This is a genomic window from Pseudomonas sp. Irchel s3h9, assembly GCF_900187475.1.
Classification (GTDB): domain Bacteria; phylum Pseudomonadota; class Gammaproteobacteria; order Pseudomonadales; family Pseudomonadaceae; genus Aquipseudomonas; species Aquipseudomonas neuropathica.
Window position 1 is genome coordinate 254,474 of the sequence record NZ_FYDH01000001.1, and the last position, 23,481, is coordinate 277,954.

19 protein-coding genes are annotated in these 23,481 nt (G+C 59.8%); 18 read left to right on the top strand and 1 reads right to left on the bottom strand.

Going from position 1 to position 23,481, the window contains the following annotated elements; translation table 11 throughout:
- Positions 1-67 precede the first annotated feature (67 nt).
- From hutC to hutG, 11 genes are all read left to right on the top strand, one after another.
- On the top strand, positions 68-778 hold the full coding sequence (hutC, locus tag CKW26_RS01125; RefSeq protein ID WP_163013658.1) for a histidine utilization repressor: 711 nt from the start codon (positions 68-70) through the stop codon (positions 776-778).
- Positions 775-1,344, top strand: coding sequence for a HutD family protein (locus tag CKW26_RS01130; RefSeq protein ID WP_095047180.1), 570 nt, complete (start codon positions 775-777; stop codon positions 1,342-1,344). The genes hutC and CKW26_RS01130 overlap by 4 nt, the downstream gene beginning before the upstream one ends.
- Before the next feature lie 449 nt (positions 1,345-1,793).
- On the top strand, positions 1,794-3,476 hold the full coding sequence (gene hutU / locus CKW26_RS01135) for a urocanate hydratase (protein ID WP_095047181.1): 1,683 nt from the start codon (positions 1,794-1,796) through the stop codon (positions 3,474-3,476).
- A 155-nt stretch (positions 3,477-3,631) separates the two neighbouring features.
- Complete coding sequence (locus CKW26_RS01140) at positions 3,632-5,104, top strand: cytosine permease (protein WP_095047182.1); 1,473 nt, start codon at positions 3,632-3,634, stop codon at positions 5,102-5,104.
- Between the two features lie 69 nt (positions 5,105-5,173).
- On the top strand, positions 5,174-6,142 hold the full coding sequence (locus CKW26_RS01145; protein WP_095047183.1) for an ABC transporter substrate-binding protein: 969 nt from the start codon (positions 5,174-5,176) through the stop codon (positions 6,140-6,142).
- An 83-nt stretch (positions 6,143-6,225) separates the two neighbouring features.
- Complete coding sequence (locus CKW26_RS01150; protein WP_007949591.1) at positions 6,226-7,077, top strand: proline/glycine betaine ABC transporter permease; 852 nt, start codon at positions 6,226-6,228, stop codon at positions 7,075-7,077.
- On the top strand, positions 7,074-7,904 hold the full coding sequence (locus tag CKW26_RS01155; RefSeq protein WP_095047184.1) for a glycine betaine/L-proline ABC transporter ATP-binding protein: 831 nt from the start codon (positions 7,074-7,076) through the stop codon (positions 7,902-7,904). The genes CKW26_RS01150 and CKW26_RS01155 overlap by 4 nt, the downstream gene beginning before the upstream one ends.
- Before the next feature lie 142 nt (positions 7,905-8,046).
- On the top strand, positions 8,047-9,570 hold the full coding sequence (hutH, locus tag CKW26_RS01160) for a histidine ammonia-lyase (RefSeq protein ID WP_095047185.1): 1,524 nt from the start codon (positions 8,047-8,049) through the stop codon (positions 9,568-9,570).
- Between the two features lie 115 nt (positions 9,571-9,685).
- Positions 9,686-11,218: a histidine ammonia-lyase gene (gene hutH / locus CKW26_RS01165; protein ID WP_095047186.1), complete on the top strand. Its 1,533-nt coding sequence runs from the start codon at positions 9,686-9,688 to the stop codon at positions 11,216-11,218.
- Positions 11,219-11,353: 135 nt separating this feature from the next.
- Positions 11,354-12,559 (top strand): imidazolonepropionase, encoded by a 1,206-nt coding sequence (gene hutI, locus CKW26_RS01170; protein WP_095047187.1) that lies wholly within the window; start codon positions 11,354-11,356, stop codon positions 12,557-12,559.
- Between the two features lie 10 nt (positions 12,560-12,569).
- Positions 12,570-13,367 carry an N-formylglutamate deformylase gene (gene hutG / locus CKW26_RS01175; RefSeq protein WP_095047188.1) on the top strand — a complete coding sequence of 266 codons (798 nt, stop codon included), beginning with the start codon at positions 12,570-12,572 and terminating at the stop codon, positions 13,365-13,367.
- Between the two features lie 90 nt (positions 13,368-13,457).
- Here the strand turns inward: hutG and CKW26_RS01180 are convergent, their stop codons facing one another.
- Positions 13,458-13,976, bottom strand: a complete 519-nt coding sequence (locus CKW26_RS01180) for a hypothetical protein (protein ID WP_095047189.1) — start codon at positions 13,974-13,976, stop codon at positions 13,458-13,460.
- 346 nt (positions 13,977-14,322) lie between these two features.
- Between CKW26_RS01180 and pip the strand changes: the two genes are divergently transcribed.
- The 7 genes from pip (at position 14,323) to CKW26_RS01215 (ending at position 23,423) form a co-directional block, all read left to right on the top strand.
- Positions 14,323-15,294, top strand: coding sequence for a prolyl aminopeptidase (gene pip / locus CKW26_RS01185; RefSeq protein ID WP_008080611.1), 972 nt, complete (start codon positions 14,323-14,325; stop codon positions 15,292-15,294).
- Positions 15,291-15,728 (top strand): D-aminoacyl-tRNA deacylase, encoded by a 438-nt coding sequence (dtd, locus tag CKW26_RS01190; RefSeq protein WP_007909321.1) that lies wholly within the window; start codon positions 15,291-15,293, stop codon positions 15,726-15,728. The genes pip and dtd overlap by 4 nt, the downstream gene beginning before the upstream one ends.
- Before the next feature lie 350 nt (positions 15,729-16,078).
- Entirely contained in the window at positions 16,079-17,863 is a 1,785-nt protein-coding gene (locus tag CKW26_RS01195) for a glucan biosynthesis protein G (RefSeq protein ID WP_176471276.1), read from the top strand.
- A complete protein-coding gene (gene mdoH, locus CKW26_RS01200) occupies positions 17,856-20,426 on the top strand; it encodes a glucans biosynthesis glucosyltransferase MdoH (protein WP_095047190.1) in 2,571 nt (856 codons plus the stop codon). The genes CKW26_RS01195 and mdoH overlap by 8 nt, the downstream gene beginning before the upstream one ends.
- A gap of 374 nt (positions 20,427-20,800) precedes the next feature.
- Positions 20,801-21,598 carry a transporter substrate-binding domain-containing protein gene (locus tag CKW26_RS01205; protein ID WP_034152980.1) on the top strand — a complete coding sequence of 266 codons (798 nt, stop codon included), beginning with the start codon at positions 20,801-20,803 and terminating at the stop codon, positions 21,596-21,598.
- A gap of 138 nt (positions 21,599-21,736) precedes the next feature.
- Complete coding sequence (locus tag CKW26_RS01210; RefSeq protein WP_095047191.1) at positions 21,737-22,696, top strand: amino acid ABC transporter permease; 960 nt, start codon at positions 21,737-21,739, stop codon at positions 22,694-22,696.
- Positions 22,689-23,423 (top strand): amino acid ABC transporter ATP-binding protein, encoded by a 735-nt coding sequence (locus tag CKW26_RS01215; RefSeq protein WP_095047192.1) that lies wholly within the window; start codon positions 22,689-22,691, stop codon positions 23,421-23,423. Before CKW26_RS01210 ends, CKW26_RS01215 begins: the two co-directional genes overlap by 8 nt.
- Positions 23,424-23,481 lie beyond the last annotated feature (58 nt).

The following is a 23,481-nucleotide window of genomic DNA, read 5'->3' on the forward strand; positions in this document are numbered from 1 at the left end:
CACTTTCACCAATGAACAGGGATCAACCGTGCCGACTCCGCCTCCAGTCTCCCCGTTGGCCGCGAACATGGGCGACAGTCCGGCGCCCTTGTACGCCCGCGTCAAACAGATGATCACCCAGCAGATCGACAGCGGAAACTGGCCGCCGCACTACCGCGTGCCGTCCGAAAGCGAGCTGGTCAATCAACTCGGTTTCAGCCGCATGACCATCAACCGCGCGCTACGCGAGATGACCGCTGACGGTCTGTTGGTGCGCATGCAAGGCGTCGGCACCTTTGTCGCCGAACCGAAGAGCCAGTCTGCGCTGTTCGAAGTGCACAACATCGCCGACGAAATCGCCTCCCGTGGCCATCGCCACACCTGCCAGGTCATCACTCTTGAAGAAGAGGCTGCCGGTTCCGAGCGCGCGCTGGCGCTGGACATGCGTGAAGGGCAGAAGGTGTTCCACTCGCTGATCGTGCATTACGAAAATGATATTCCGGTGCAAATCGAAGACCGTTTCGTCAACGCACTGGTCGCGCCGGAATACCTCAAGCAGGATTTCACTCTGCAGACGCCTTACGCGTATCTCAATCAGGTGGCGCCGCTGACTGAGGGCGAGCACGTGGTTGAAGCGATTCTGGCCGAGCCCTCCGAGTGCAAGTTGCTGCAGATTGAAAAAGGTGAGCCGTGTTTGCTGATTCGTCGCCGCACATGGTCGGGGCGCCAGCCGGTTACCGCTGCTCGACTGATTCACCCAGGTTCCCGTCATCGTCTGGAAGGACGCTTTCATAAATGACTCAAGTGAAGGTTTTACGCGCCGAAGGCTACCCGCGCATGCCGTGGAAAAACGGTGGCGGCAGCACTGAAGAAATCACCCGTGACGCGGGGGCCGGCCTGGACGGTTTTGGCTGGCGCCTGTCGATTGCCGACATCGCTGAGTCGGGTGGTTTTTCGACGTTCGCCGGTTACCAGCGGGTGATCACCGTGTTGCAGGGTGACGGCATGACCTTGTGCGTTGACGGCGACGATACGCGGCCGCTGTTACCGCTCGACCCGTTTGCTTTCAGTGGTGAGAGCCAGGTGTCGTGCACGCTGCTAGGCGGTGCGATTCGCGATTTCAACCTGATCTATGCGCCGCAGCGTTACAGCGCGCGGTTGCAGTGGCTGGACGGTGAGCAGCGGCTCTTCAGTTCGGCGGGAACGTTGCTGGTGTTCAGTGTCAGCGATTTGCTGGAAGTGGCGGTTGGCGACAGCACGTCGCAGTTGGGGCGACATGATTGTCTGCAACTGGACGGTAACAGTGGGCTGGCCGAAGTCTCCACCAACGCCGCATGCTGCGTGATCGAGTTGACTGCGCGCTGATTCAAAAATCTTAAAAGATCGCAGCCTTCGGCAGCTCCTACAGGGTCTACATCAATCCCAATCCAGGAGCTGCCGAAGGCTGCGATCTTTTGCTTTTGGGGTGTTCCCAACCCACGCACCAACTTGTTACCGAACGCCCCAGCGTGGCGCAAAACCACGCTCACGTAACAAAGTCCCGTCGCCCTAAATCATCCCCATGAAAAATTTCATCCACGCCCGAACCCTTGATTCAGAAGCCCTCCAGCCGTGCCCGCGATTTTTCTTGAACACTCCTCCAACAAGTTGGCCGCTTGATTGCATATTCTTGTATGTACAAGTAAAGACGTATGCGTATGAGTCGCTCGAGACTCTCCGCAGCGTCCACTGATTCGCTTGTCGCGCATCGAAGCGCACAGGCTGCTTGCCCACTGCCAGGGTTGGTTTGAATTGATCGCTGAGGAGTCTTTTTCGTGACTGACAATAAGCCTACAAAGTTTCGCAACGTTGAGATCCGCGCCGCCCGCGGCAACAAGCTGACCGCCAAGAGCTGGCTGACCGAAGCGCCGCTGCGCATGCTGATGAACAATCTCGACCCGGAAGTCGCCGAGAACCCCAAAGAGCTAGTGGTTTACGGTGGTATCGGTCGCGCCGCGCGTAACTGGGAGTGCTACGACAAGATCGTCGAGAGCCTGACCAACCTGAACGACGACGAGACCCTGCTGGTGCAGTCCGGCAAGCCGGTCGGCGTATTCAAGACTCATAGCAATGCCCCGCGCGTCCTGATCGCCAACTCCAACCTGGTGCCACACTGGGCGAGCTGGGAGCACTTCAACGAACTCGACGCCAAAGGCTTGGCCATGTACGGCCAGATGACCGCCGGCAGCTGGATCTACATCGGCAGCCAGGGCATCGTTCAAGGCACCTACGAAACCTTCGTTGAAGCCGGTCGCCAGCACTACAACGACAACCTCACCGGCAAGTGGGTCCTCACCGCCGGTCTGGGCGGCATGGGTGGTGCGCAACCGCTGGCGGCAACCCTCGCCGGCGCTTGCTCGCTGAACATCGAATGCCAACAAGTCAGCATCGATTTCCGCCTGAAAAGCCGTTACGTCGACGAGCAGGCCAAAGACCTCGACGACGCCCTGGCGCGCATCGACAAATACACCAAAGAAGGTAAAGCGATTTCCATCGCCCTGCTGGGTAACGCCGCAGAAATTCTCCCGGAACTGGTCAAGCGCGGCGTACGCCCGGACATGGTCACCGACCAGACCAGCGCCCACGACCCGCTCAACGGCTACCTGCCGGCGGGCTGGACCTGGGACGAATACCGCGCTCGCGCCAAGACCGAACCGGCCGCCGTAATCAAAGCCGCCAAGCAGTCGATGGCGGTGCACGTCAAAGCCATGCTGGAATTCCAGAAGCAAGGCATCCCGACCTTCGACTACGGCAACAACATCCGTCAGATGGCGCAGGAAGAAGGCGTCGAAAACGCCTTCGATTTCCCGGGTTTCGTACCGGCCTACATCCGTCCGCTGTTCTGCCGTGGCATCGGTCCGTTCCGTTGGGCGGCGCTGTCGGGTGATCCGCAAGACATCTACAAAACCGACGCCAAGGTCAAAGAGCTGATCCCGGACGACGCCCATCTGCACAACTGGCTGGACATGGCCCGCGAGCGCATCAGCTTCCAGGGGCTGCCGGCACGTATCTGCTGGGTTGGTTTGGGCCTGCGCGCCAAGCTCGGTCTGGCCTTCAACGAAATGGTCCGCAGCGGTGAGCTGTCGGCGCCGATCGTGATCGGTCGCGACCACCTCGACTCCGGCTCGGTCGCAAGCCCGAATCGTGAAACCGAATCGATGCAGGACGGTTCCGACGCCGTGTCCGACTGGCCTCTGCTCAACGCATTGCTCAACACTGCAAGCGGGGCGACCTGGGTTTCCCTGCACCACGGCGGCGGTGTCGGCATGGGCTTCTCGCAACACTCGGGCATGGTGATTGTTTGCGACGGTACGGACGAAGCGGCCGAGCGTATTGCGCGCGTACTGCACAACGACCCGGCCACCGGTGTCATGCGTCACGCCGATGCCGGTTACCAGATCGCCATCGACTGCGCCAAGGAACAGGGCCTGAACCTGCCGATGATTACCGGTAAATAAACGCACAACCCCTGTAGGAGTGAGCCTGCTCGCGATGAGGCCGGCACGGTCGGCAAATGTGCTGACTGACACACCGCAATCGCGAGCAGGCTCACTCCTACAAAAGCAAAAGCCAAAAAAGAACAAAACCCGGAACAATCCACAGAGGTTGAATCATGGCTGTTAACACCGATCGTGCAGGCAACAAACCGTTGATCGAAAAGCGTTCGATCGACTACATCCCGGAAGCGGAAAGACACGGTCGTCTGTTTAGCCAGTTCACCCTGTGGATGGGGGCGAATCTGCAAATCACCGCGATTGTCACCGGGGCCTTGGCCGTGGTGCTGGGCGGTGATGTGTTCTGGTCGTTGATCGGTCTGTTGATCGGCCAACTGCTCGGCGGCGGGGTGATGGCGTTGCACGCTGCGCAAGGGCCGAAACTGGGTCTGCCGCAGATGATCTCCAGTCGCGTGCAGTTTGGCGTTTACGGCGCGGCAATCCCGATCGTGCTGGTGTGCCTGATGTACCTGGGTTTCACCGCGACGGGTACCGTGCTTTCCGGTCAAGCGTTGGGTCAGTTGTTTAACGTCAGTGACAGCGTCGGCATCCTGATTTTTGCCAGCGTCATCGTGCTGGTGACGGTGCTCGGTTATCGGGTGATCCACTGGATCGGCCGTGTTGCCAGCGTGATTGGCGTGATCGCTTTCGTCTTCCTGTTCTGGCGTTTGATGAGCCAAACCGACGTCGGCGCACTCCTGCAAATCCGTCATTTCAGCTGGAGCAGCTTCCTGCTCGCGGTGTCGCTCGCGGCCTCCTGGCAGATCGCTTTCGGCCCCTACGTGGCTGACTATTCCCGTTACTTGCCGAGCAACACCTCGGCGGTGAAAACCTTCTTCGCCGCCGGTGCCGGTTCAGTGGTTGGCGCGCAAGTGGCGATGATCCTCGGTGTGTTCGCTGCGGCTTCGGCCAACGGCCAGTTCGCCGGTCATGAGGTGGCTTACATCGTCGGTCTGGGCGGCACCGGTGCCACCGCTGCGCTGCTGTACTTCAGCATCGCGTTCGGCAAGGTGACCATCTCGACGCTGAACTCCTACGGCAGCTTCATGTGCATCGCGACCATCATCAGTGGTTTCAAAGGTCACCTGACCGTTACGCGCATGCAGCGTCTGGTGTTTGTGCTGGTGATTGTCGGCGCAGCGACCCTGATTGCACTGCTTGGTCAGCACTCGTTCCTCGGTGCGTTCAAGTCTTTCATCCTGTTCCTGCTCGCGTTTTTCACCCCGTGGAGCGCGATCAACCTGGTGGATTACTACTGCATCACCCGCGAGCGCTATGACGTGCCGGCGCTGGCCAATCCGAACGGTCGCTATGGCCGCTGGAACCTGCTCGGCATCAGCGTCTATGTGTTCGGTGTGCTGGTGCAGTTGCCGTTCATCTCCACCAAGTTCTACACCGGCCCGCTGGTGGCGGCCCTCGGTGATGTGGACATTTCCTGGATCATCGGTCTGGTGCTGCCGGCTGCCGTCTACTACGTGTGCGCAAAAAAATGGCACAGCGCGGTACCTGATCAACTGATTCTGCCGGTCGAGCAGAACAGCGTTGTACCACCTGAAAAAAGTGGGGCCGGTCGCGCTGCGGCGCAGGCCTGATTGGACGTGGACAGGGCTGGATGCCTCTTGACTGCCGTAAGCCAATTCATGATTAGGAGCGTCGAAACAATGAAATCGAACAAGACCCTGCTCACCACACTGCTGTCCATGGGCCTGCTGGCCAGTGCCGGTGCGACCCAAGCCGCTGGCTGGTGCGAATCGGGTAAACCGGTGAAATTCGCCGGCCTGAACTGGGAAAGCGGCATGCTGCTGACCGACGTGCTGCAAGTGGTGCTGGAGAAAGGTTACGACTGCAAGACCGACAGCCTCCCGGGCAACTCCATCACCATGGAGAACGCCCTGAGCAGCAACGATATTCAAGTGTTCGCCGAAGAGTGGGTCGGCCGCAGCGAAGTCTGGAACAAGGCCGAGAAGGCCGGCAAGGTCGTCGGTGTCGGTGCACCGATTGTCGGCGCTGTCGAAGGCTGGTACGTGCCGCGCTACGTGATTGAAGGCGACGCCAAGCGCAAGCTTGAGCCGAAAGCCCCGGACCTGAAAAACATTGCCGATCTGGGCAAATACGCTGCCGTGTTCAAGGACGCCGAAGAGCCGTCCAAGGGTCGCTTCTACAACTGCCCGGCGGGTTGGACCTGCGAACTCGATAACAGCGAAATGTTGAAAAGCTATGGCCTCGAAAGCAGCTACACCAACTTCCGCCCGGGCACAGGCCCGGCGCTGGATGCGGCGGTGCTGTCGAGCTACAAGCGCGGCGAGCCGATCCTGTTCTACTACTGGTCGCCAACCCCGCTGATGGGCCAGATCGACGCGGTGAAACTGGAAGAAAAACCGGGCGTCGACAAGACCGTAAGCATCAAGGTCGGCCTGTCGAAAACCTTCCACGACGAGGCCCCGGAACTGGTCGCCGTGCTGGAAAAGGTCAACCTGCCGATCGACCTTCTGAACCAGAACCTGGGCCGCATGGCCAAGGAACGTATCGAGTCGCCAAAACTGGCGAAAATCTTCCTCAAGGAACATCCTGAGGTCTGGCATGCGTGGGTCAGTGCAGACGCAGCCAAGAAAATCGACGCGGCGCTGTAGGTCGATACCTCCCGGTCAACCGTGAGGCTGGCCGGGAGATATGCCGTAATCGCTTGATTGAGATTTCTGATTGAGAGCCGCTTATGTTTCCCGAAAGCTTTACCTTTTCCATCGCCGACTGGGTCAACGGTTGGGTCGATTCACTGGTCACCAACTACGGTGATGTGTTCCGCCACATCTCCGACACCCTGCTCTGGGCCATCGTCAACCTCGAAGGCCTGCTGCGTGCGGCGCCGTGGTGGTTGATGCTGGCGATCGTCGGTGTCGTCGCCTGGCACGCCACGCGCAAAGTGGTGACCACGGCGGTCATCGTCGGTCTGCTGTTCCTCGTCGGCGCCGTTGGCCTGTGGGACAAGCTCATGCAGACGCTGGCGCTGATGATGGTCGCGACGATCATTTCGGTGCTGATCGGCATCCCGCTGGGGATTCTCTCGGCGCGCAGCAATCGCCTGCGTTCGGTGCTGATGCCGCTGCTCGACATCATGCAGACCATGCCCAGCTTCGTGTATCTGATCCCGGTGCTGATGCTGTTCGGTCTGGGCAAGGTCCCGGCGATTTTCGCCACGGTGATCTACGCCGCGCCGCCGCTGATTCGCCTGACTGATCTGGGTATTCGCCAGGTCGACGGCGAAGTGATGGAAGCGATCAACGCGTTCGGCGCCAACCGCTGGCAGCAACTGTTCGGCGTGCAATTGCCGCTGGCCCTGCCAAGCATCATGGCCGGGATCAACCAGACCACCATGATGGCCCTGTCGATGGTAGTGATCGCTTCGATGATCGGTGCCCGAGGTCTGGGTGAAGATGTGCTGGTGGGGATTCAGACTCTCAACGTTGGACGCGGCCTCGAAGCCGGTCTGGCGATCGTGATTCTCGCAGTGGTCATCGACCGCATTACTCAGGCGTACGGTCGGCCACGGCATGAGGTGAGCAAATGAGCAACGCAACCGTGAGCAAGATCGAAGTCAAAAACGTCTTCAAGATTTTCGGCAACCGCGCCAAAGAAGCGCTGGCCATGGTCGGCCAGGGCAAGACCAAGGATCAGGTGCTGAACGAAACCGGTTGCGTAGTCGGCGTTAACGACCTGTCGCTGAGCATCGGCACCGGCGAGATCTTCGTGATCATGGGCCTGTCCGGCTCGGGCAAGTCGACGCTGGTGCGTCACTTCAACCGCCTGATCGACCCGACCAGCGGCGCGATCCTCGTCGACGGTGTGGACATCCTGCAATACGACATGGACGCCCTGCGCGAATTTCGCCGGCACAAGATCAGCATGGTGTTCCAGAGCTTCGGCCTGCTGCCGCACAAGAGCGTGCTCGACAACGTCGCCTACGGCCTGAAAGTGCGTGGCGAGAGCAAGCAGATGTGCTCGGAACGCGCGCTGCACTGGATCAACACCGTGGGCCTCAAAGGCTACGAAAACAAATACCCGCACCAGCTCTCCGGCGGCATGCGTCAGCGTGTCGGCCTGGCCCGCGCCTTGGCGGCGGACACCGACATCATCCTGATGGACGAAGCGTTCAGTGCGCTGGATCCACTTATTCGCGCGGAGATGCAGGACCAGTTGCTGGAGCTGCAAAAGACCCTGCACAAGACCATCGTCTTCATCACCCATGACCTCGATGAGGCGGTGCGTATCGGCAACCGCATCGCGATTCTCAAGGATGGCCGGCTGATTCAGGTCGGCACGCCACGCGAGATTCTGCATTCGCCGGCGGATGAGTACGTTGACCGGTTTGTGCAGCGGCGGGCGGCGGTGGTCTGACGCTCGTTCCCACGCTCTGCGTGGGAATGCATCCCGTGACGCTCCGCGTCACCCTGCACAGAGCAGAAGTCGGGACGCGGAGCGTCCCAGGCGGCATTCCCACGCAGAGCGTGGGAACGATCTTGTTCAAGAGGTTTTTTAGATGTCCCAGGCTGAAAAAATCGTTATCACCGGCAGCCCCCTGCGTTGGCAGGACGTGGTCGCCGTCGCCCGTCACGGCGCGCCTCTGGAACTGTCCAGCGACACCTGGGCGCGCATCGAAAACGCCCAAGGCATCGTTCAGCGCATCGTCGCCAGCGGCGAGCGCGCCTATGGCGTCAACACCGGTCTGGGCGGTTTGTCCAACGTCTCGCTCAAAGACGAGCAACTCAGCCAGCTCTCGCGCAACACCTTGCTTAGCCATGCCTGCGGCGTCGGCCCGGTGCTGCCCGATGAGCAGACTCGCGCGATCATCTGCGCGGCGATTCACAACTACAGCCACGGCAAATCCGGCATCCATCGCCGGGTCGTCGAAGGCCTGCTGACGCTGCTCAATCGCGGCATCACTCCGCAAGTGCCGTCGCAAGGTTCGGTGGGTTATCTGACGCACATGGCGCACATCGGCATCGCGTTGCTCGGCGTCGGTAATGTCAGCTATCGCGGCCAGATCACCTCGGCGCAACAGGCATTGGCTGAAGAAGGCTTGAAGCCGGTGCAACTGGGTGCGAAGGACGGTTTGTGCCTGGTCAACGGCACGCCGTGCATGACCGGCCTCAGCTGTCTGGCGATTGCCGACGCAACGCGGTTGGTGCAATGGGCCGACGTCATCGGCGCAATGAGTTTCGAAGCCCAGCGCGGCCAGATCGATGCGTTCGACGCTGAGATCATCGCGCTGAAACCGCACCCGGGCATGCAGCAGGTCGGCATCAATCTGCGTGCGTTGCTCGATGGCAGTGAAGTAATTGCGTCGAGCAAGGGCATCCGTACTCAAGATGCGCTGAGTATCCGTTCGATCCCGCAGGTGCACGGCGCTGCACGCGATCAATTGGAACATGCGATCAGACAGGTCGAAGCCGAACTCAACGGCTGCACTGATAACCCGCTCCTGCTGGGCACGCCGGACAATTTCCGGGTGATGTCGCAAGCCAACCCACACGGGCAATCGGTGGCGATGGCGGCGGATTTGCTGGCGATTGCCATGGCCGAAATCGGCTCGATTGCCGAGCGTCGCCTCGATCGTCTGGTGAACCCGCACGTTAGCGGTTTGCCGGCATTTCTGGTGGCCAATCCTGGGGTTAATTCCGGGATGATGATCGTGCAATACGTCGCCGCGTCACTGTGTGCGGAAAACCGTCAATTGGCGCAACCGGCGGTGCTCGATAACTACATTACCTCGGGCCTGCAGGAAGACCACTTGAGCATGGGCACCAACGCCGCGCTGAAGCTGCACCGCGCCCTGGAAAACTGTACACAGATACTCGCTATCGAATATCTGCTGGCGGCGCAGGCGTTTGAATTCCTCAAGGAACAGCGCTTTGGCGTGGGCACTGACCGCGCGTGGCGACTGCTGCGCGAAACGGTTCCGGCCTACGACCAGGATCGCTGGCTGGCGCCGGATATCGCTGCCGCTGCGAGCGTTCTGAAAAACCCGAATACGCTGCACAACGTATTACCGAATCTGCACTGACAATACCCACGCCAGCGTGCCAAGGCGCGACTCCCCAAAAGGCGAGACGCGACGGACAACGGACATCTCCGGAGCGTCTGGCGAGTTAATAACAAACTCTCAAAAGGAGCACAAAATGACTGCGCTGAACCTGATTCCCGGCCAACTGAGCCTGGCCCAACTGCGTGACGTCTATCAGAACCCGGTCAAGCTGAGCCTCGACAACAGCGCCTCGGCGCAGATCGAAGCCAGCGTCGCTTGCGTCGAGCAGATCCTCGCCGAGAACCGCACCGCTTACGGCATCAACACCGGTTTCGGCCTGCTGGCCTCGACCCGCATTGCCAGCGAAGACCTGGAAAACCTCCAGCGCTCGTTGGTGTTGTCCCACGCTGCGGGTGTCGGTCAGCCGATCAGCGACGAACTGGTACGGCTGATCATGGTGCTCAAGGTCAACAGCCTCAGCCGTGGTTTCTCCGGTATTCGCCGAGTGGTGATCGATGCGCTGATCGCGCTGATCAACGCCGAGGTTTATCCGCACATTCCGTTGAAAGGTTCGGTGGGTGCATCGGGCGATCTGGCGCCGTTGGCACATATGTCGCTGGTGCTGCTCGGTGAGGGCAAGGCCCGTTACAAAGGCGAGTGGATGGAAGCCACCGAAGCGCTGAAAGTGGCCGGTCTGACCCCGCTTACGCTGGCGGCGAAAGAAGGCCTGGCGCTGCTCAACGGCACTCAGGTCTCCACCGCGTTTGCCCTGCGCGGTCTGTTTGAAGGTGAAGACCTGTTCGCTGGCGCACTGGCGCTGGGCGGTCTGACGGTTGAAGCGGTATTGGGTTCGCGTTCGCCGTTCGACGCACGCATTCATGCGGCGCGTGGCCAGAAAGGTCAGATTGACGCCGCCGCGGCTTACCGCGATCTGCTCGGTGAGCGCAGCGAAGTCTCCGACTCGCACCAGAACTGCGAAAAGGTTCAGGATCCGTATTCGCTGCGTTGCCAGCCGCAAGTCATGGGCGCTTGCCTGACGCAGTTTCGTCAGGCTGCTGAAGTGCTGGCCGTCGAAGCCAACGCCGTATCGGATAACCCGCTGGTCTTCGCCGCTGAAGGCGATGTGATTTCCGGCGGCAACTTCCACGCCGAACCGGTGGCCATGGCTGCTGACAACATGGCCCTGGCCATCGCCGAAATCGGCTCGCTGAGCGAACGGCGCATCTCGCTGATGATGGACAAGCACATGTCGCAACTGCCGCCGTTCCTCGTCGCCAATGGTGGGGTGAACTCCGGCTTCATGATTGCCCAGGTGACTGCGGCAGCATTGGCCAGCGAGAACAAGGCGCTGTCCCATCCGCACTCGGTCGACAGCCTGCCGACCTCGGCCAACCAGGAAGACCATGTGTCGATGGCCCCGGCGGCCGGCAAGCGTCTGTGGGAAATGGCTGAAAACACTCGCGGGATTCTCGCGGTGGAATGGCTAGCGGCGGTGCAGGGTCTGGATCTGCGTAACGGTCTGAAGACCTCGGCGAAGCTGGAGCAGGCGCGGGCGATTTTGCGTAAGGAAGTGCCGTTCTATGAGAAGGACCGGTTTTTTGCTCCGGACATCAATGCGGCGACTGAACTGTTGGCTTCGAGGTGTTTGACTGAGCTGGTTTCGGCAAAGCTTTTGCCTAGCCTTTAACCCTACACACTGATCGTTCCCACGCTCTGCGTGGGAATGCCTCAAGGGACGCTCCGCGTCCAGTGACGCGGAGCGTCACGGCTGCATTCCCACGCAGAGCGTGGGAACGATCACCAACCCCAACGGAGGCCAACAGTGAAAACCCTCTGGCAACACTGCCACGTCGCAACCATGGCGCAAGGCGTCTACTCGATCATCGAGGATGCGGCCATCGTGACGTCCGGTGCGCACATCGAGTGGATCGGCCCGCGCAATCAATTGCCGTCCGGCGAATACCCGGCGGTCAACGACTTGCAAGGCGCATGGGTCACCCCCGGTCTGATCGACTGCCACACCCACACGGTGTTCGGTGGTAACCGCAGTGGCGAATTTGAAAAGCGACTGCAAGGCGTCAGCTACGCGGAAATCGCGGCGGCGGGCGGCGGCATCGCCAGCACCGTGCGCGCGACGCGTGAAGCGACGGAAGACGAGTTGTTCGCCAGCGCCGCCAAACGCCTGAAAAGCCTGATGCGCGACGGCGTGACCACGGTCGAAATGAAATCGGGCTACGGCCTCGATCTGGCCAATGAACGCAAGATCCTCCGGGTCATCCGGCGCTTGGCCAAAGAGTTGCCGATCAGCGTGCGCAGCACCTGCCTCGCCGCCCACGCGTTGCCACCGGAGTACAAGGATCGCGCCGACGATTACATCGATCTGATCTGCACTCAGATGCTGCCAGCGTTGGCCGCCGAAGGTCTGGTCGATGCCGTAGATGCCTTCTGCGAATACCTGGCGTTCTCCCCTGAACAGGTCGAGCGTGTGTTCATCGCCGCGCAAAAACTCGGCCTGCCAGTGAAGCTGCATGCCGAACAGCTATCATCGCTGCACGGCTCAAGCCTCGCCGCGCGATACAAGGCGTTGTCTGCCGATCACCTGGAGTTCATGGACGAGGCTGACGCCATTGCCATGGCCAAATCCAACACCGTCGCGGTGCTGTTGCCGGGCGCGTTCTACTTCCTGCGTGAAACCCAGCTGCCGCCGATGGACGCCTTGCGCAAGCACAAGGTGAAAATCGCCATCGCCAGCGATCTCAACCCCGGCACCTCGCCGGCGCTGTCGCTGCGCCTGATGCTGAACATGGCCTGCACTTGCTTCCGCATGACCCCGGAAGAAGCCCTGGCCGGCGCGACCATTCACGCCGCACAAGCGCTGGGCATGGCCGACACCCACGGTTCGCTGGAAGTCGGCAAGGTCGCGGACTTTGTTGCCTGGCAAATCGATCGCCCGGCGGATCTGGCCTATTGGCTCGGTGGTGATCTGGATAAACGCGTCGTGCGTCACGGCGTCGAATCAAATCTGTAGGAGGGCGGTTGTGGATAAGGTTCTGAACTTCAAACAAGGTCGCGTGCCGCTGCTGATCAGCATGCCGCATGCCGGTGTGCGCCTGACCCCGGCGGTGGAGGCCGGACTCATCCCGGACGCGAAAAGCCTGCCGGACACTGACTGGCATATCCCCCAGCTTTACGACTTTGCTGAAGAACTGGGCGCCAGCACCTTGGCCGCCGAGTATTCGCGTTTTGTGATTGACCTGAATCGTCCGTCCGACGACAAACCGCTGTACGCCGGTGCCACCACCGGTCTGTACCCTGCGACGCTGTTCGATGGCATCCCGTTGTTCCGTGAAGGCCATGAGCCGTCGAAAGAGGAACGCGCAATCTACCTGGAGCAGATCTGGACGCCTTACCACCGCACGCTTCAGGAAGAACTGGCGCGATTGAAAGCCGAATTCGGCTACGCGCTGCTGTTCGACGCGCACTCGATCCGCTCGATCATCCCGCACCTGTTCGACGGCAAACTACCGGACTTCAACCTCGGCACCTTCAATGGCGCCAGTTGTGATCCGCAATTGGCCACGCAACTTGAAGCGATCTGCGCGCGTCACGACCAATACAGCCACGTGCTCAACGGACGCTTCAAGGGCGGCCACATCACCCGTCACTACGGCAACCCGGCCGAGAACATCCACGCCGTGCAACTGGAGTTGTGCCAGAGCACCTACATGGAAGAGTTCGAGCCGTTCCGCTATCGCGCCGATCTGGCCGAGCCGACGCGGGTGGTGCTCAAGGAGCTTTTGCAAGGCCTGCTAAATTGGGGGAAAGGCACCTGTTGATCCAATGTGTAATGATCGCGCGCAAAAGCGCGATCATTATTCCACTGCCGAATGAGGGGGCGGGACTACAGCAAATACCGACCTTGTATTTTAAATAACATGTGCGGCGGCGTTCCTGATATTGAATTCACCTTTTATAGTGTGCTGTGTGTTATCCGGGTTTTTTACAATAAAACTAAAGGACCCCATGTAGAACTTGCTATCGGGGGTTTGGGAATAGGTAAGTTCACCTTCAGTTCCAGGTGAGTCGAGGATGGAATCAAAGTCATCATCCTGATCGTCCGGGCTGTCTTTGAGTATGTAGTAGCCTGCGCTGTCTTCCTTGAAGTCCGGGAAGGCCAATGCCGGACCCAGAGCGGTCTTGCCGTTGAACGAGTGATCGGCGCTGGCCTTTTTTATATAGAGTAAGAGAGTGTGGATTTCAACGGTGCCGTCCTTTTCATCTTTGGTGTACTCAGATGCCGTGATTGTCCAGCACTTCACACCTGACTCCGTAGTATCATCAGTAATACTTACATTGCTGGCTTTGAATGCTTTCTCTTCCTTTGGATAAATTAGCGTGGCGGTAAAAAACTCTTTGGCAAGGGCTTGGTCGTTTGGCGTATTCATAGGGCATCCATTTTTATCCTGTCAGTTAAAACAGTTGTTGAACGACATGATTAAAGTTGGCTGAGTATGAAGTGTCTACTGATAAGCCTGACAGTTGTTGCGGAGATGGTAATGTGATAGGCGCTGTTGTTTTTATACGCAAAAGATTGGTTTAAGAGAGCTTATAGTTTGAAAGCATTGCTGGCAGACCAGGTCGTCCTGTGCGGACATTATTGTGTCCATTGATTTTCATCGTATTTCGAAGCGCCGAGGACATGCTCATTGACGTAAATCGGGTTTATGATGCCCAACGGCAGAATAATAGAAGTCCCCCCAGGGATGACCTCGACCCCTTACGGAGCGCGCAATGCAGACTTTGTTTCCGCAGATCAAACCTCACGCCCGGCACGATCTGGCTGTCGATGACACCCATACGCTGTACGTCGACGAAAGCGGTTCACCGGAGGGTTTGCCGGTTGTGTTCATCCACGGCGGCCCCGGCGCCGGTTGCGACGCGCAGAGCCGTCGCTATTTCGATCCGAACCTGTATCGCATTGTCACCTTCGACCAGCGCGGTTGCGGACGCTCCACGCCGCACGCCAGCCTGGAAAACAACACCACCTGGGATCTGGTCGCCGACCTTGAGCGCATCCGCAAACACCTGGGCATCGATAAATGGGTGCTGTTTGGCGGTTCGTGGGGGTCGACCCTGGCGCTGGCTTACGCACAAACCCACCCGGAGCGTGTGCACGGTCTGATCCTGCGCGGGATCTTTCTCTGCCGTCCGCAGGAAATCGAATGGTTCTATCAGGCCGGTGCCAGCCGTCTGTTCCCTGATTACTGGCAGGACTACATCGCGCCAATTCCGCTGGACGAGCGCGATGACCTGCTCAGCGCATTCCACAAGCGCCTGACCGGCAACGACCAGATCGCCCAGATGCACGCGGCCAAAGCCTGGTCGACCTGGGAAGGTCGTACTGCAACCCTGCGGCCGAACCCGTTGGTGGTCGATCGCTTCTCCGAACCGCAGCGCGCACTGTCGATTGCGCGGATCGAGTGCCATTACTTCACCAACAATGCCTTCCTTGAGCCGAACCAGCTGATCCGCGACATGGGCAAGATCGCCCATTTGCCGGGTGTGATCATTCACGGTCGTTACGACGTGATTTGCCCGCTCGACAACGCCTGGGAATTGCATCAGGCCTGGCCGAACAGCGAACTGCAGGTGATCCGTGATGCCGGCCACGCGGCCTCTGAACCGGGCATCACCGATGCACTGGTACGCGCCGCGGGGAACATGGCCCGGCGCCTGCTCGACCTGCCGCCTGAAGAAGCATGAAGGGGCTGTTACAGCGCGTACGCGGTGCGCGGGTTGAAGTCGCCGGCGAAGTGGTTGGCGCGGTGGATCACGGTTTGCTGGTGCTGGTGGCGGTCGAACCCGACGACACGCGTACCAGCGCCGACAAACTTCTGCATAAACTGCTTAACTATCGGGTATTCAGTGATGCGGAGGGCAAGATGAACTTGTCCCTCGCCGATGTCGGTGGCGGGTTGCTGCTGGTCTCGCAGTTCACCCTCGCGGCCGACACCAAAAGCGGGTTGCGCCCGAGCTTTTCGACGGCCGCGCCTCCGGCCTTGGGCGAGGAATTGTTCGACTATCTATTAAGCAGTGCGAAACAGGTGCATGGCACTGTGGCATCAGGTAGATTCGGCGCCGATATGCAGGTGCATTTGGTCAACGATGGCCCGGTTACCTTTTTGTTACAGACCTGAAAGCGCTTGAAACACCTTTTTAGGAAATTTCGACTGTTTTTAGGGTGTTTTCGCGATAAATACTTTGTTACCCCTGATGCGTTGTCATGCGGGCTACTAGATAATCGCGCGCACTGGGATCAGCGTTCGCTGATTCATTTTTGACTTAGGTAGAGACTTGTCTGGATCCGATTGGGGAATCATTTTGCCCCAGCGGAGTCGGAACAATGCTCGCCAACTTGGCAAGGGTGCTCTGGAAGGTCGGCTTTTCACTGCCGAAAGCCTCACAGGCACTTCATCTGGCCGTTGGTTTTTTGATCTGTTTTCGGCGAGGGTTGCTCGTGATTGTTAGTCCCTGTAATGCAGCAAAAATGTCTGCCAAACGCATGCGAAGTGCCCTGGTAGCGGGTTCGGCGCTCCTGTGCCTGCTCAGCGCCGGTCAGCTTTGGGCGTTCAATCTTGACGATGTATCGGCCAAGGCCAAAGAGCTGGCCGGGCAGAAGTTCGAAGCCCCGCGCAGCAACCTGCCGAACGAATTCCGCGACATGAAGTTCGCGGACTATCAGAAAATCCGCTTCCTCACCGAAAAGGCTGAGTGGGCTGATCAGAAGACCCCGTTCAAACTGTCCTTTTATCACCAGGGTATGCACTTCGATACACCGGTGAAAATCAACGAAATCACAGCGAACACCGTCGAAGAGATCAAATACGATCCGACCCGCTTCGATTTCGGCGACCTCAAATTCGATCCGAAAGCCACCGAACAACTGGGTTATGCCGGTTTCCGTGTGCTGTACCCGATCAACAAGGCCGACAAGCAAGACGAAATCATGACCATGCTCGGCGCGAGTTACTTCCGCGTTGTCGGCAAGGGCCACACCTACGGCCTCTCGGCCCGTGGCCTGGCGATTGATACCGCGCTGCCGTCGGGTGAAGAGTTCCCACGTTTTCGCGAGTTCTGGATTCAACAGCCGAAGCCGGGTGACAAGCACCTGGTGATCTTCGCCCTGCTGGATTCGCCGCGCGCTACCGGTGCCTACCGTCTGATCCTGCGTCCGGGCAGCGACACCATTGTCGACGTCAAGGCGCAGATGTTCCTGCGTGACAAGGTCGGTAAACTGGGTATCGCACCGCTGACCAGCATGTTCCTGTTCGGTGCCAACCAGCCGTCGAAAGTCCTCAACTACCGTCGTGAACTGCACGACTCCAGCGGTCTGTCGATCCATGCCGGTAACGGCGAGTGGATCTGGCGTCCACTGAACAACCCGAAACACCTGGCCGTAAGCAACTTCAGCGTCGAGAACCTGCGTGGCTTCGGTCTGCTGCAGCGTGGTCGCGACTTCAGCCACTACGAAGACCTCGATGACCGCTACGACAAGCGCCCAAGCGCCTGGATCGAGCCGAAGGGCGAGTGGGGCAAAGGCACCGTTGATCTGGTAGAAATTCCGACCGCCGACGAAACCAACGACAACATCGTTGCGTTCTGGAGCCCGGAAAAAATGCCCGAGCCGGGCCAGCCACTGGACTTCGCCTACCGGATGCACTGGACTATGGACGAAGCGGCGATTCACGCGCCGGACAGCGCCTGGGTATCGCAGACTCTGCGTTCGACCGGTGACGTCAAACAGTCGAACCTGATCCGTCAGCCGGATGGCAGCGTTGCCTACTTGGTCGACTTCGAAGGTCCATCGCTGGCGGCCTTGGCACCGGATGCCGACGTGCGTAGTCAGGTCAGTGTCGGCGACAACGCCGAACTGGTTGAAAACAGCGTGCGCTACAACCCGGAAACCAAAGGCTGGCGCTTGACGCTGCGCATGAAGATCAAGGACGCGAGCAAGTCGACCGAGATGCGTGCCGCTCTGGTGCAGCCAATCGTCACGGCCGATCTGGCCAAGTCTTCGGTGCCGGCGTCCAACTCGTCCGTTGCCAAGGCCGACAAGGTTGCCGCCAAGCAACAAGAGAAAATCGACAAGGAAGCCAAAGCCGCCGAGGCCAAACAGGCCGACGCCAAGCCAGCTGCAGATGCCAAGGACAAGGCCAACAAAGACGCCAAGCAGCCTGTTGCTGCCGACGCGGCCCCAGCCACACCGGAATCGGCACCGACTGAAGAAGTCCTGACCGAGACCTGGAGCTATCAGTTGCCTGCCGATGAGTAACTCTCAAGTACAGCCAGAGACTCTGTCCGAGTATCTGGCGCATCTGCCGATGACCGACGAGCAGCGCGCGGAACTCGCGGGCTGCCAGTCGTTCAGCGAGCTGCATGAACGCCTGTCGTCCGCGACGTTCGACGCCCCTGCCGAAGCCGCCCAGGCTTCGGTGCGCAAGCGCCTGACCCTGAGCACCGCCGAAGAACTTGAAGACGCGGAGATGCTGGTGCTCGACGCCAGCGGTCGCGTCAGCCTGAAGGCAACGCCGCCGATCCGTCGGACCAAAGTCGTGCCGGAGCCATGGCGTACCAATATTCTGGTGCGTGGCTGGCGCCGCATGACCGGTCGCACCAACCCGCCGCAGCCGCCGAAAGACGAAAACGTCCTGCCGGCCGCGCGCTGGCGCACCGTTGGTTCGATTCGTCGCTACATTCTGTTGCTGCTGATGCTCGGCCAGACCATCGTCGCCGGCTGGTACATGAAAGGCATCATGCCGTACCAGGGCTGGTCGTTCGTTGATCTCGAAGAAGTCCTGCATCAACCGCTGCTGCAAACCGCCACGCAAGTGCTGCCGTATGCGCTGCAAACCAGCATCCTGATTCTGTTCGGGATTCTGTTCTGCTGGGTATCGGCGGGTTTCTGGACGGCGTTGATGGGCTTCCTCGAGTTGCTCACCGGTCACGATAAATACCGTATCTCCGGCAAAAGCGCCGGCAACGAGCCGATTGCCAAAGACGCGCGTACCGCGCTGGTGATGCCGATCTGCAACGAAGACGTACCGCGCGTATTCGCCGGTCTGCGCGCAACGTTCGAGTCGGTCGCTGCCACCGGTGATCTGGATCGTTTCGACTTCTTCGTCCTCAGTGACAGTAACGACACCGACATTTGCGTGGCCGAGCAACAGGCTTGGCTGGACGTCTGCCGCGAGGCCAAAGGCTTCGGCAAGATCTTCTATCGCCGTCGTCGCCGTCGTGTGAAACGCAAGAGCGGCAACCTTGACGACTTCTGCCGTCGTTGGGGCGGTGACTATAAGTACATGGTCGTGCTCGACGCCGACTCGGTAATGAGCGGCGAGTGCCTGACCAGTCTGGTGCGCTTGATGGAAGCCACGCCGGACGCAGGGATCATCCAGACCGCGCCGCGTGCGTCGGGCATGGACACCCTGTATGCGCGTATGCAGCAGTTCGCCACCCGCGTTTACGGCCCGCTGTTCACCGCCGGTCTGCACTTCTGGCAGTTGGGTGAATCCCATTACTGGGGTCACAACGCGATCATCCGCATGAAGCCGTTTATCGACCACTGCGCCCTGGCGCCGTTGCCGGGTAAAGGTGCGTTCTCCGGTGCGATTCTGTCTCACGACTTCGTTGAAGCCGCGCTGATGCGCCGTGCCGGTTGGGGCGTGTGGATTGCCTACGACCTGCCGGGCAGCTACGAAGAACTGCCGCCGAACCTGCTCGACGAACTTAAGCGTGACCGTCGCTGGTGCCACGGCAACCTGATGAATTTCCGCCTGTTCCTGGTTAAAGGCATGCACCCGGTGCACCGTGCGGTGTTCCTGACGGGCGTAATGTCGTACCTGTCGGCGCCGTTGTGGTTCTTCTTCCTGGTGTTGTCGACCGCGCTGCTGGCGGTGAACACGCTGATGGAGCCGCAGTACTTCCTCGAACCGCGTCAGCTCTATCCGTTGTGGCCACAATGGCACCCGGACAAGGCGATCGCGCTGTTCTCGACGACCATCGTGCTGCTGTTCCTGCCGAAACTGTTGAGCATCATTCTGATCTGGGCCAAGGGCGCGAAAGAGTTCGGCGGCAAGTTCAAAGTGACCCTGTCGATGCTGCTGGAGATGTTGTTCTCCATGCTGCTGGCGCCGGTGCGGATGATTTTCCACACCCGTTTCGTCCTCGCCGCGTTCCTTGGCTGGGCCGCGACCTGGAACTCGCCGCAGCGTGATGACGACTCGACGCCTTGGAGCGAAGCGGTCAAACGCCACGGCCCGCAGACCCTGTTGGGCTTCTGCTGGGCGCTGCTGGTGATCTGGTTGAACCCGAGCTTCCTCTGGTGGCTGGTGCCGATCGTCGGTTCGCTGATGCTGTCGATCCCGGTGTCGGTGATCTCCAGCCGTGTCGGTCTGGGCCTGAAGTCCCGTGACGAGAGCCTGTTCCTCATCCCTGAGGAATACAATCCACCGCAGGCGCTGCTGGCCACTGATCAGTACACCCACGAAAATCGTTACCACGCCCTCAACGACGGCTTTGTCCGCGCGGTGGTCGATCCACAGCAGAACGCTTTGGCGTGCTCGCTGGCGACCTCCCGTCACGGTCAGGCCGAGCCGATCGAGTGGTTGCGTCAGGAACGTGTGCGCCACGCGATCAAGGTTGGCCCGGCCGGGCTGAACAACCATGATCGTCTGCAACTGCTCAGCGACCCTGTAGCGCTGGCGCGTCTGCACGAGCAGGTTTGGGCTGAAGGTCACGCCGAGTGGCTGGATGCATGGCGCGCGTCGGTGAAAGCCGATCCGCATGCGCCGTTGCTGCCGCTGCGACCGGTGAGCTTGCAGGCTCAGCCGGCCTGATAAAGAAACCCCGCTAGCCAGCGGGGTTTTTTTTGGCCTGCTGAAAAGCCCCTCATCGGAACGCCGCCCGCCTACCCCTCTCCCAAAGGGAGAGGGGACTGACCGAGTTGGATGCTCGAGTTACGCCGACCTGAAATATCCAGTCGAACTCGGATTTGAACAGCATGAAGATCGGCTCCCTTCCCCCCCCTCGCCCCTTGGGGGAGAGGGCTGGGGTGAGGGGGTAGCCCTTGATTGTTAAACAAATCGTCCATTAAACCTTGTGCAAAAAAACGAGTGCGTTAGCATCCGTCCCCGAATTGGCGCACCCGGGCTTTTTTGCCCGTCACTGTTGGTTTTCGCGCCGCAAACGCAATGGTTTTGGGGACTTGAAGATGAAGAAGTATCTGTCGATGCTGCTGGTCGGCGTCACGGCACTGGTTGCAGTCAATGCGGCGCAGGCCGGTGCGATCGATGACGCGGTCAAGCGCGGCACGTTGAAAGTCGGTATGGATCCGACCTACATGCCGTTCGAAATGACCAACAAGCGCGGCGAAATCATCGGCTTCGAAGTCGATATCCTCAAAGCCATGTCCAAGGCCATGGGCGTCAAGCTGGAACTGGTTTCCACCGGTTACGACGGCATCATCCCGGCGCTGATGACCGACAAGTTCGACATGATCGGTAGCGGCATGACCCTGACTCAGGAACGCAATCTGCGCCTGAACTTCAGCGAACCGTTCATCGTGGTCGGCCAGACCCTGCTGATCCGCAAGGAACTGGAAGGCACCATCAAGTCCTACAAAGACCTGAACACAGCAGACTACCGCATCACCTCCAAGCTCGGCACCACCGGCGAAATGGTCGCCAAGAAGCTGATCTCCAAAGCCAAGTACCACGGCTACGACAACGAGCAGGAAGCCGTGCTTGACGTGGTCAACGGCAAGGCTGACGCCTTTATCTATGACGCCCCGTACAACGTCGTTGCGGTGACCAAGGTCGGCGCCGGCAAACTGGTGTTCCTCGACAAACCGTTCACCTACGAGCCATTGGCGTTCGGTTTGAAGAAGGGTGACTACGACAGCCTCAACTTCATCAACAACTTCCTGCACCAGATCCACGAAGACGGCACCTACGATCGCATCCATGACAAGTGGTTCAAGAGCACCGAGTGGCTCAAGGACATGGAATAACGCGCATCCGCTGATCGTTCCCACGCTCCGCGTGGGAACGCATCCTGTGACGCTCCGCGTCACGAACAGGCAGGGACGCAGAGCGTCCCGAGCGGCATTCCCACGCAGAGCGTGGGAACGATCATCCGAGAACCTGCAATGAAACAGAAAAAAGCCCAATGGCCCTGGCACGTCCTCACCGTGCTGGTGCTGGTCGGCCTGGCGGGCGCGTTGTATTACGCGACGTCGCTGATGTCCTACGAATGGCGCTGGAACCGTGTGCCGCAGTACTTCGCCTATCAGGCCGAGGAAACCCAGCGTGCCACCGACATCGCCACCGTCACCGAACTGGTGCGCAAGGGCAGCAGCGCGCAAGTCACCCTGCGCAACGACGCCGGTGACGAGCAGCACCTGACTGTCGACGAGAACAGCCTGCAATTCGCTCAGGGCGACGATGTCGCCGAAGGCGACGTCGTGGGCGTGACTCGGCATTGGGCAGCAGGCCCGCTGTTGTGGGGGCTGTGGACCACGCTTTGGCTGTCAGTGGTTTCCGGTGTCCTGGGTTTGCTGATCGGTCTGGTCACCGGCCTCTGTCGGCTGTCGAACAACCCGACCCTGCGCGACCTCTCGACGATTTATGTCGAACTGGTGCGCGGCACGCCGCTGCTGGTGCAGATCTTCATTTTCTACTTCTTCATCGGCACGGTGATGAACCTGTCCCGCGAGTTCGCCGGGATCGCCGCGCTGTCGCTGTTCACTGGCGCCTACGTGGCGGAGATCATCCGCTCCGGCGTGCAATCGATTGCCCGTGGCCAGAACGAAGCAGCGCGCTCGCTCGGTCTGAGTGCCGGTCAATCGATGCGTCACGTGGTGTTGCCGCAAGCGCTGAAACGCGTGCTGCCGCCGCTGGCCGGGCAATTCATCAGTCTGGTCAAGGACACCTCGCTGGTGTCGGTGATCGCCATCACCGAACTGTTAAAAAGCGGCCGCGAGGTCATCACCACCTCGTTCTCGCCGTTCGAGATTTTGTTCTGCGTCGCCGGTCTGTACCTGTTGATCAACCTGCCGCTGTCGAAAATCGCCAGCCGGCTTGAGCGGAGGCTCGCGCAAAGTGATTGAAGTCCGCGATCTGGTAAAAGTCTTCGACACCCGCGGGCAAGTAGTGCGCGCGGTGGATAACGTCAGCACCACGGTGGCCAAAGGCGAAGTGCTGGTGGTGATCGGCCCGTCGGGTTCCGGCAAGTCGACCTTCCTGCGTTGCCTCAATGGCCTGGAACAATTCGATTCCGGCTCGGTGAGCATCGACGGCCTGCAATTGGCCGACCCGAAAACCGACGTCAACGCCTACCGCCGCGAAGTCGGCATGGTGTTCCAGCATTTCAACCTGTTCCCGCACATGACCGTGCTGGAAAACCTCTGTCTAGCGCAGAAAGTCGTGCGCAAGCGCGGCAAGCAAGAGCGCGAAGCCAAGGCGATGGAGTTGCTGCAAAAGGTCGGGATTGCGCAGAAGGCCAACGAATTTCCGTCACGCCTGTCCGGTGGTCAGCAACAGCGCGTGGCGATTGCCCGAGCGCTGGCGATGGAGCCGAAGGTCATGCTGTTCGATGAGCCAACCTCGGCGCTCGACCCGGAAATGGTCGGCGAGGTGCTGGATGTGATGAAGAACCTGGCCGTGGAAGGCATGACCATGGTCTGCGTGACCCACGAAATGGGCTTTGCCCGGGAAGTGGCGGATCGGGTGTTGTTTTTCGATCACGGCAAGCTGCTGGAAGATGCTGCGCCGGCTGAATTCTTTGATGCGCCGAAGGATCCGCGTGCGCAGGCCTTCTTGCGTCAGGTCTTGTAGTACCTGATCGTTCCCACGCTCCGCGTGGGAATGCCGCCCGGGACGCTCCGCGTCCCTT

What these genes read in the sequence shown, in the direction of transcription:
- hutC (WP_163013658.1), top strand. Translation starts at nt 68, where the DNA reads ATGGGCGACAGTCCGGCGCCCTTGTACGCCCGCGTCAAACAGATGATC.
- CKW26_RS01130 (WP_095047180.1), top strand. Translation starts at nt 775, where the DNA reads ATGACTCAAGTGAAGGTTTTACGCGCCGAAGGCTACCCGCGCATGCCG.
- CKW26_RS01140 (WP_095047182.1), top strand. Translation starts at nt 3,632, where the DNA reads ATGGCTGTTAACACCGATCGTGCAGGCAACAAACCGTTGATCGAAAAG.
- CKW26_RS01145 (WP_095047183.1), top strand. Translation starts at nt 5,174, where the DNA reads ATGAAATCGAACAAGACCCTGCTCACCACACTGCTGTCCATGGGCCTG.
- CKW26_RS01150 (WP_007949591.1), top strand. Translation starts at nt 6,226, where the DNA reads ATGTTTCCCGAAAGCTTTACCTTTTCCATCGCCGACTGGGTCAACGGT.
- CKW26_RS01155 (WP_095047184.1), top strand. Translation starts at nt 7,074, where the DNA reads ATGAGCAACGCAACCGTGAGCAAGATCGAAGTCAAAAACGTCTTCAAG.
- hutH (WP_095047185.1), top strand. Translation starts at nt 8,047, where the DNA reads ATGTCCCAGGCTGAAAAAATCGTTATCACCGGCAGCCCCCTGCGTTGG.
- hutH (WP_095047186.1), top strand. Translation starts at nt 9,686, where the DNA reads ATGACTGCGCTGAACCTGATTCCCGGCCAACTGAGCCTGGCCCAACTG.
- CKW26_RS01180 (WP_095047189.1), bottom strand. Translation starts at nt 13,976, where the DNA reads ATGAATACGCCAAACGACCAAGCCCTTGCCAAAGAGTTTTTTACCGCC.
- pip (WP_008080611.1), top strand. Translation starts at nt 14,323, where the DNA reads ATGCAGACTTTGTTTCCGCAGATCAAACCTCACGCCCGGCACGATCTG.
- dtd (WP_007909321.1), top strand. Translation starts at nt 15,291, where the DNA reads ATGAAGGGGCTGTTACAGCGCGTACGCGGTGCGCGGGTTGAAGTCGCC.
- CKW26_RS01195 (WP_176471276.1), top strand. Translation starts at nt 16,079, where the DNA reads ATGTCTGCCAAACGCATGCGAAGTGCCCTGGTAGCGGGTTCGGCGCTC.
- mdoH (WP_095047190.1), top strand. Translation starts at nt 17,856, where the DNA reads ATGAGTAACTCTCAAGTACAGCCAGAGACTCTGTCCGAGTATCTGGCG.
- CKW26_RS01205 (WP_034152980.1), top strand. Translation starts at nt 20,801, where the DNA reads ATGAAGAAGTATCTGTCGATGCTGCTGGTCGGCGTCACGGCACTGGTT.
- CKW26_RS01210 (WP_095047191.1), top strand. Translation starts at nt 21,737, where the DNA reads ATGAAACAGAAAAAAGCCCAATGGCCCTGGCACGTCCTCACCGTGCTG.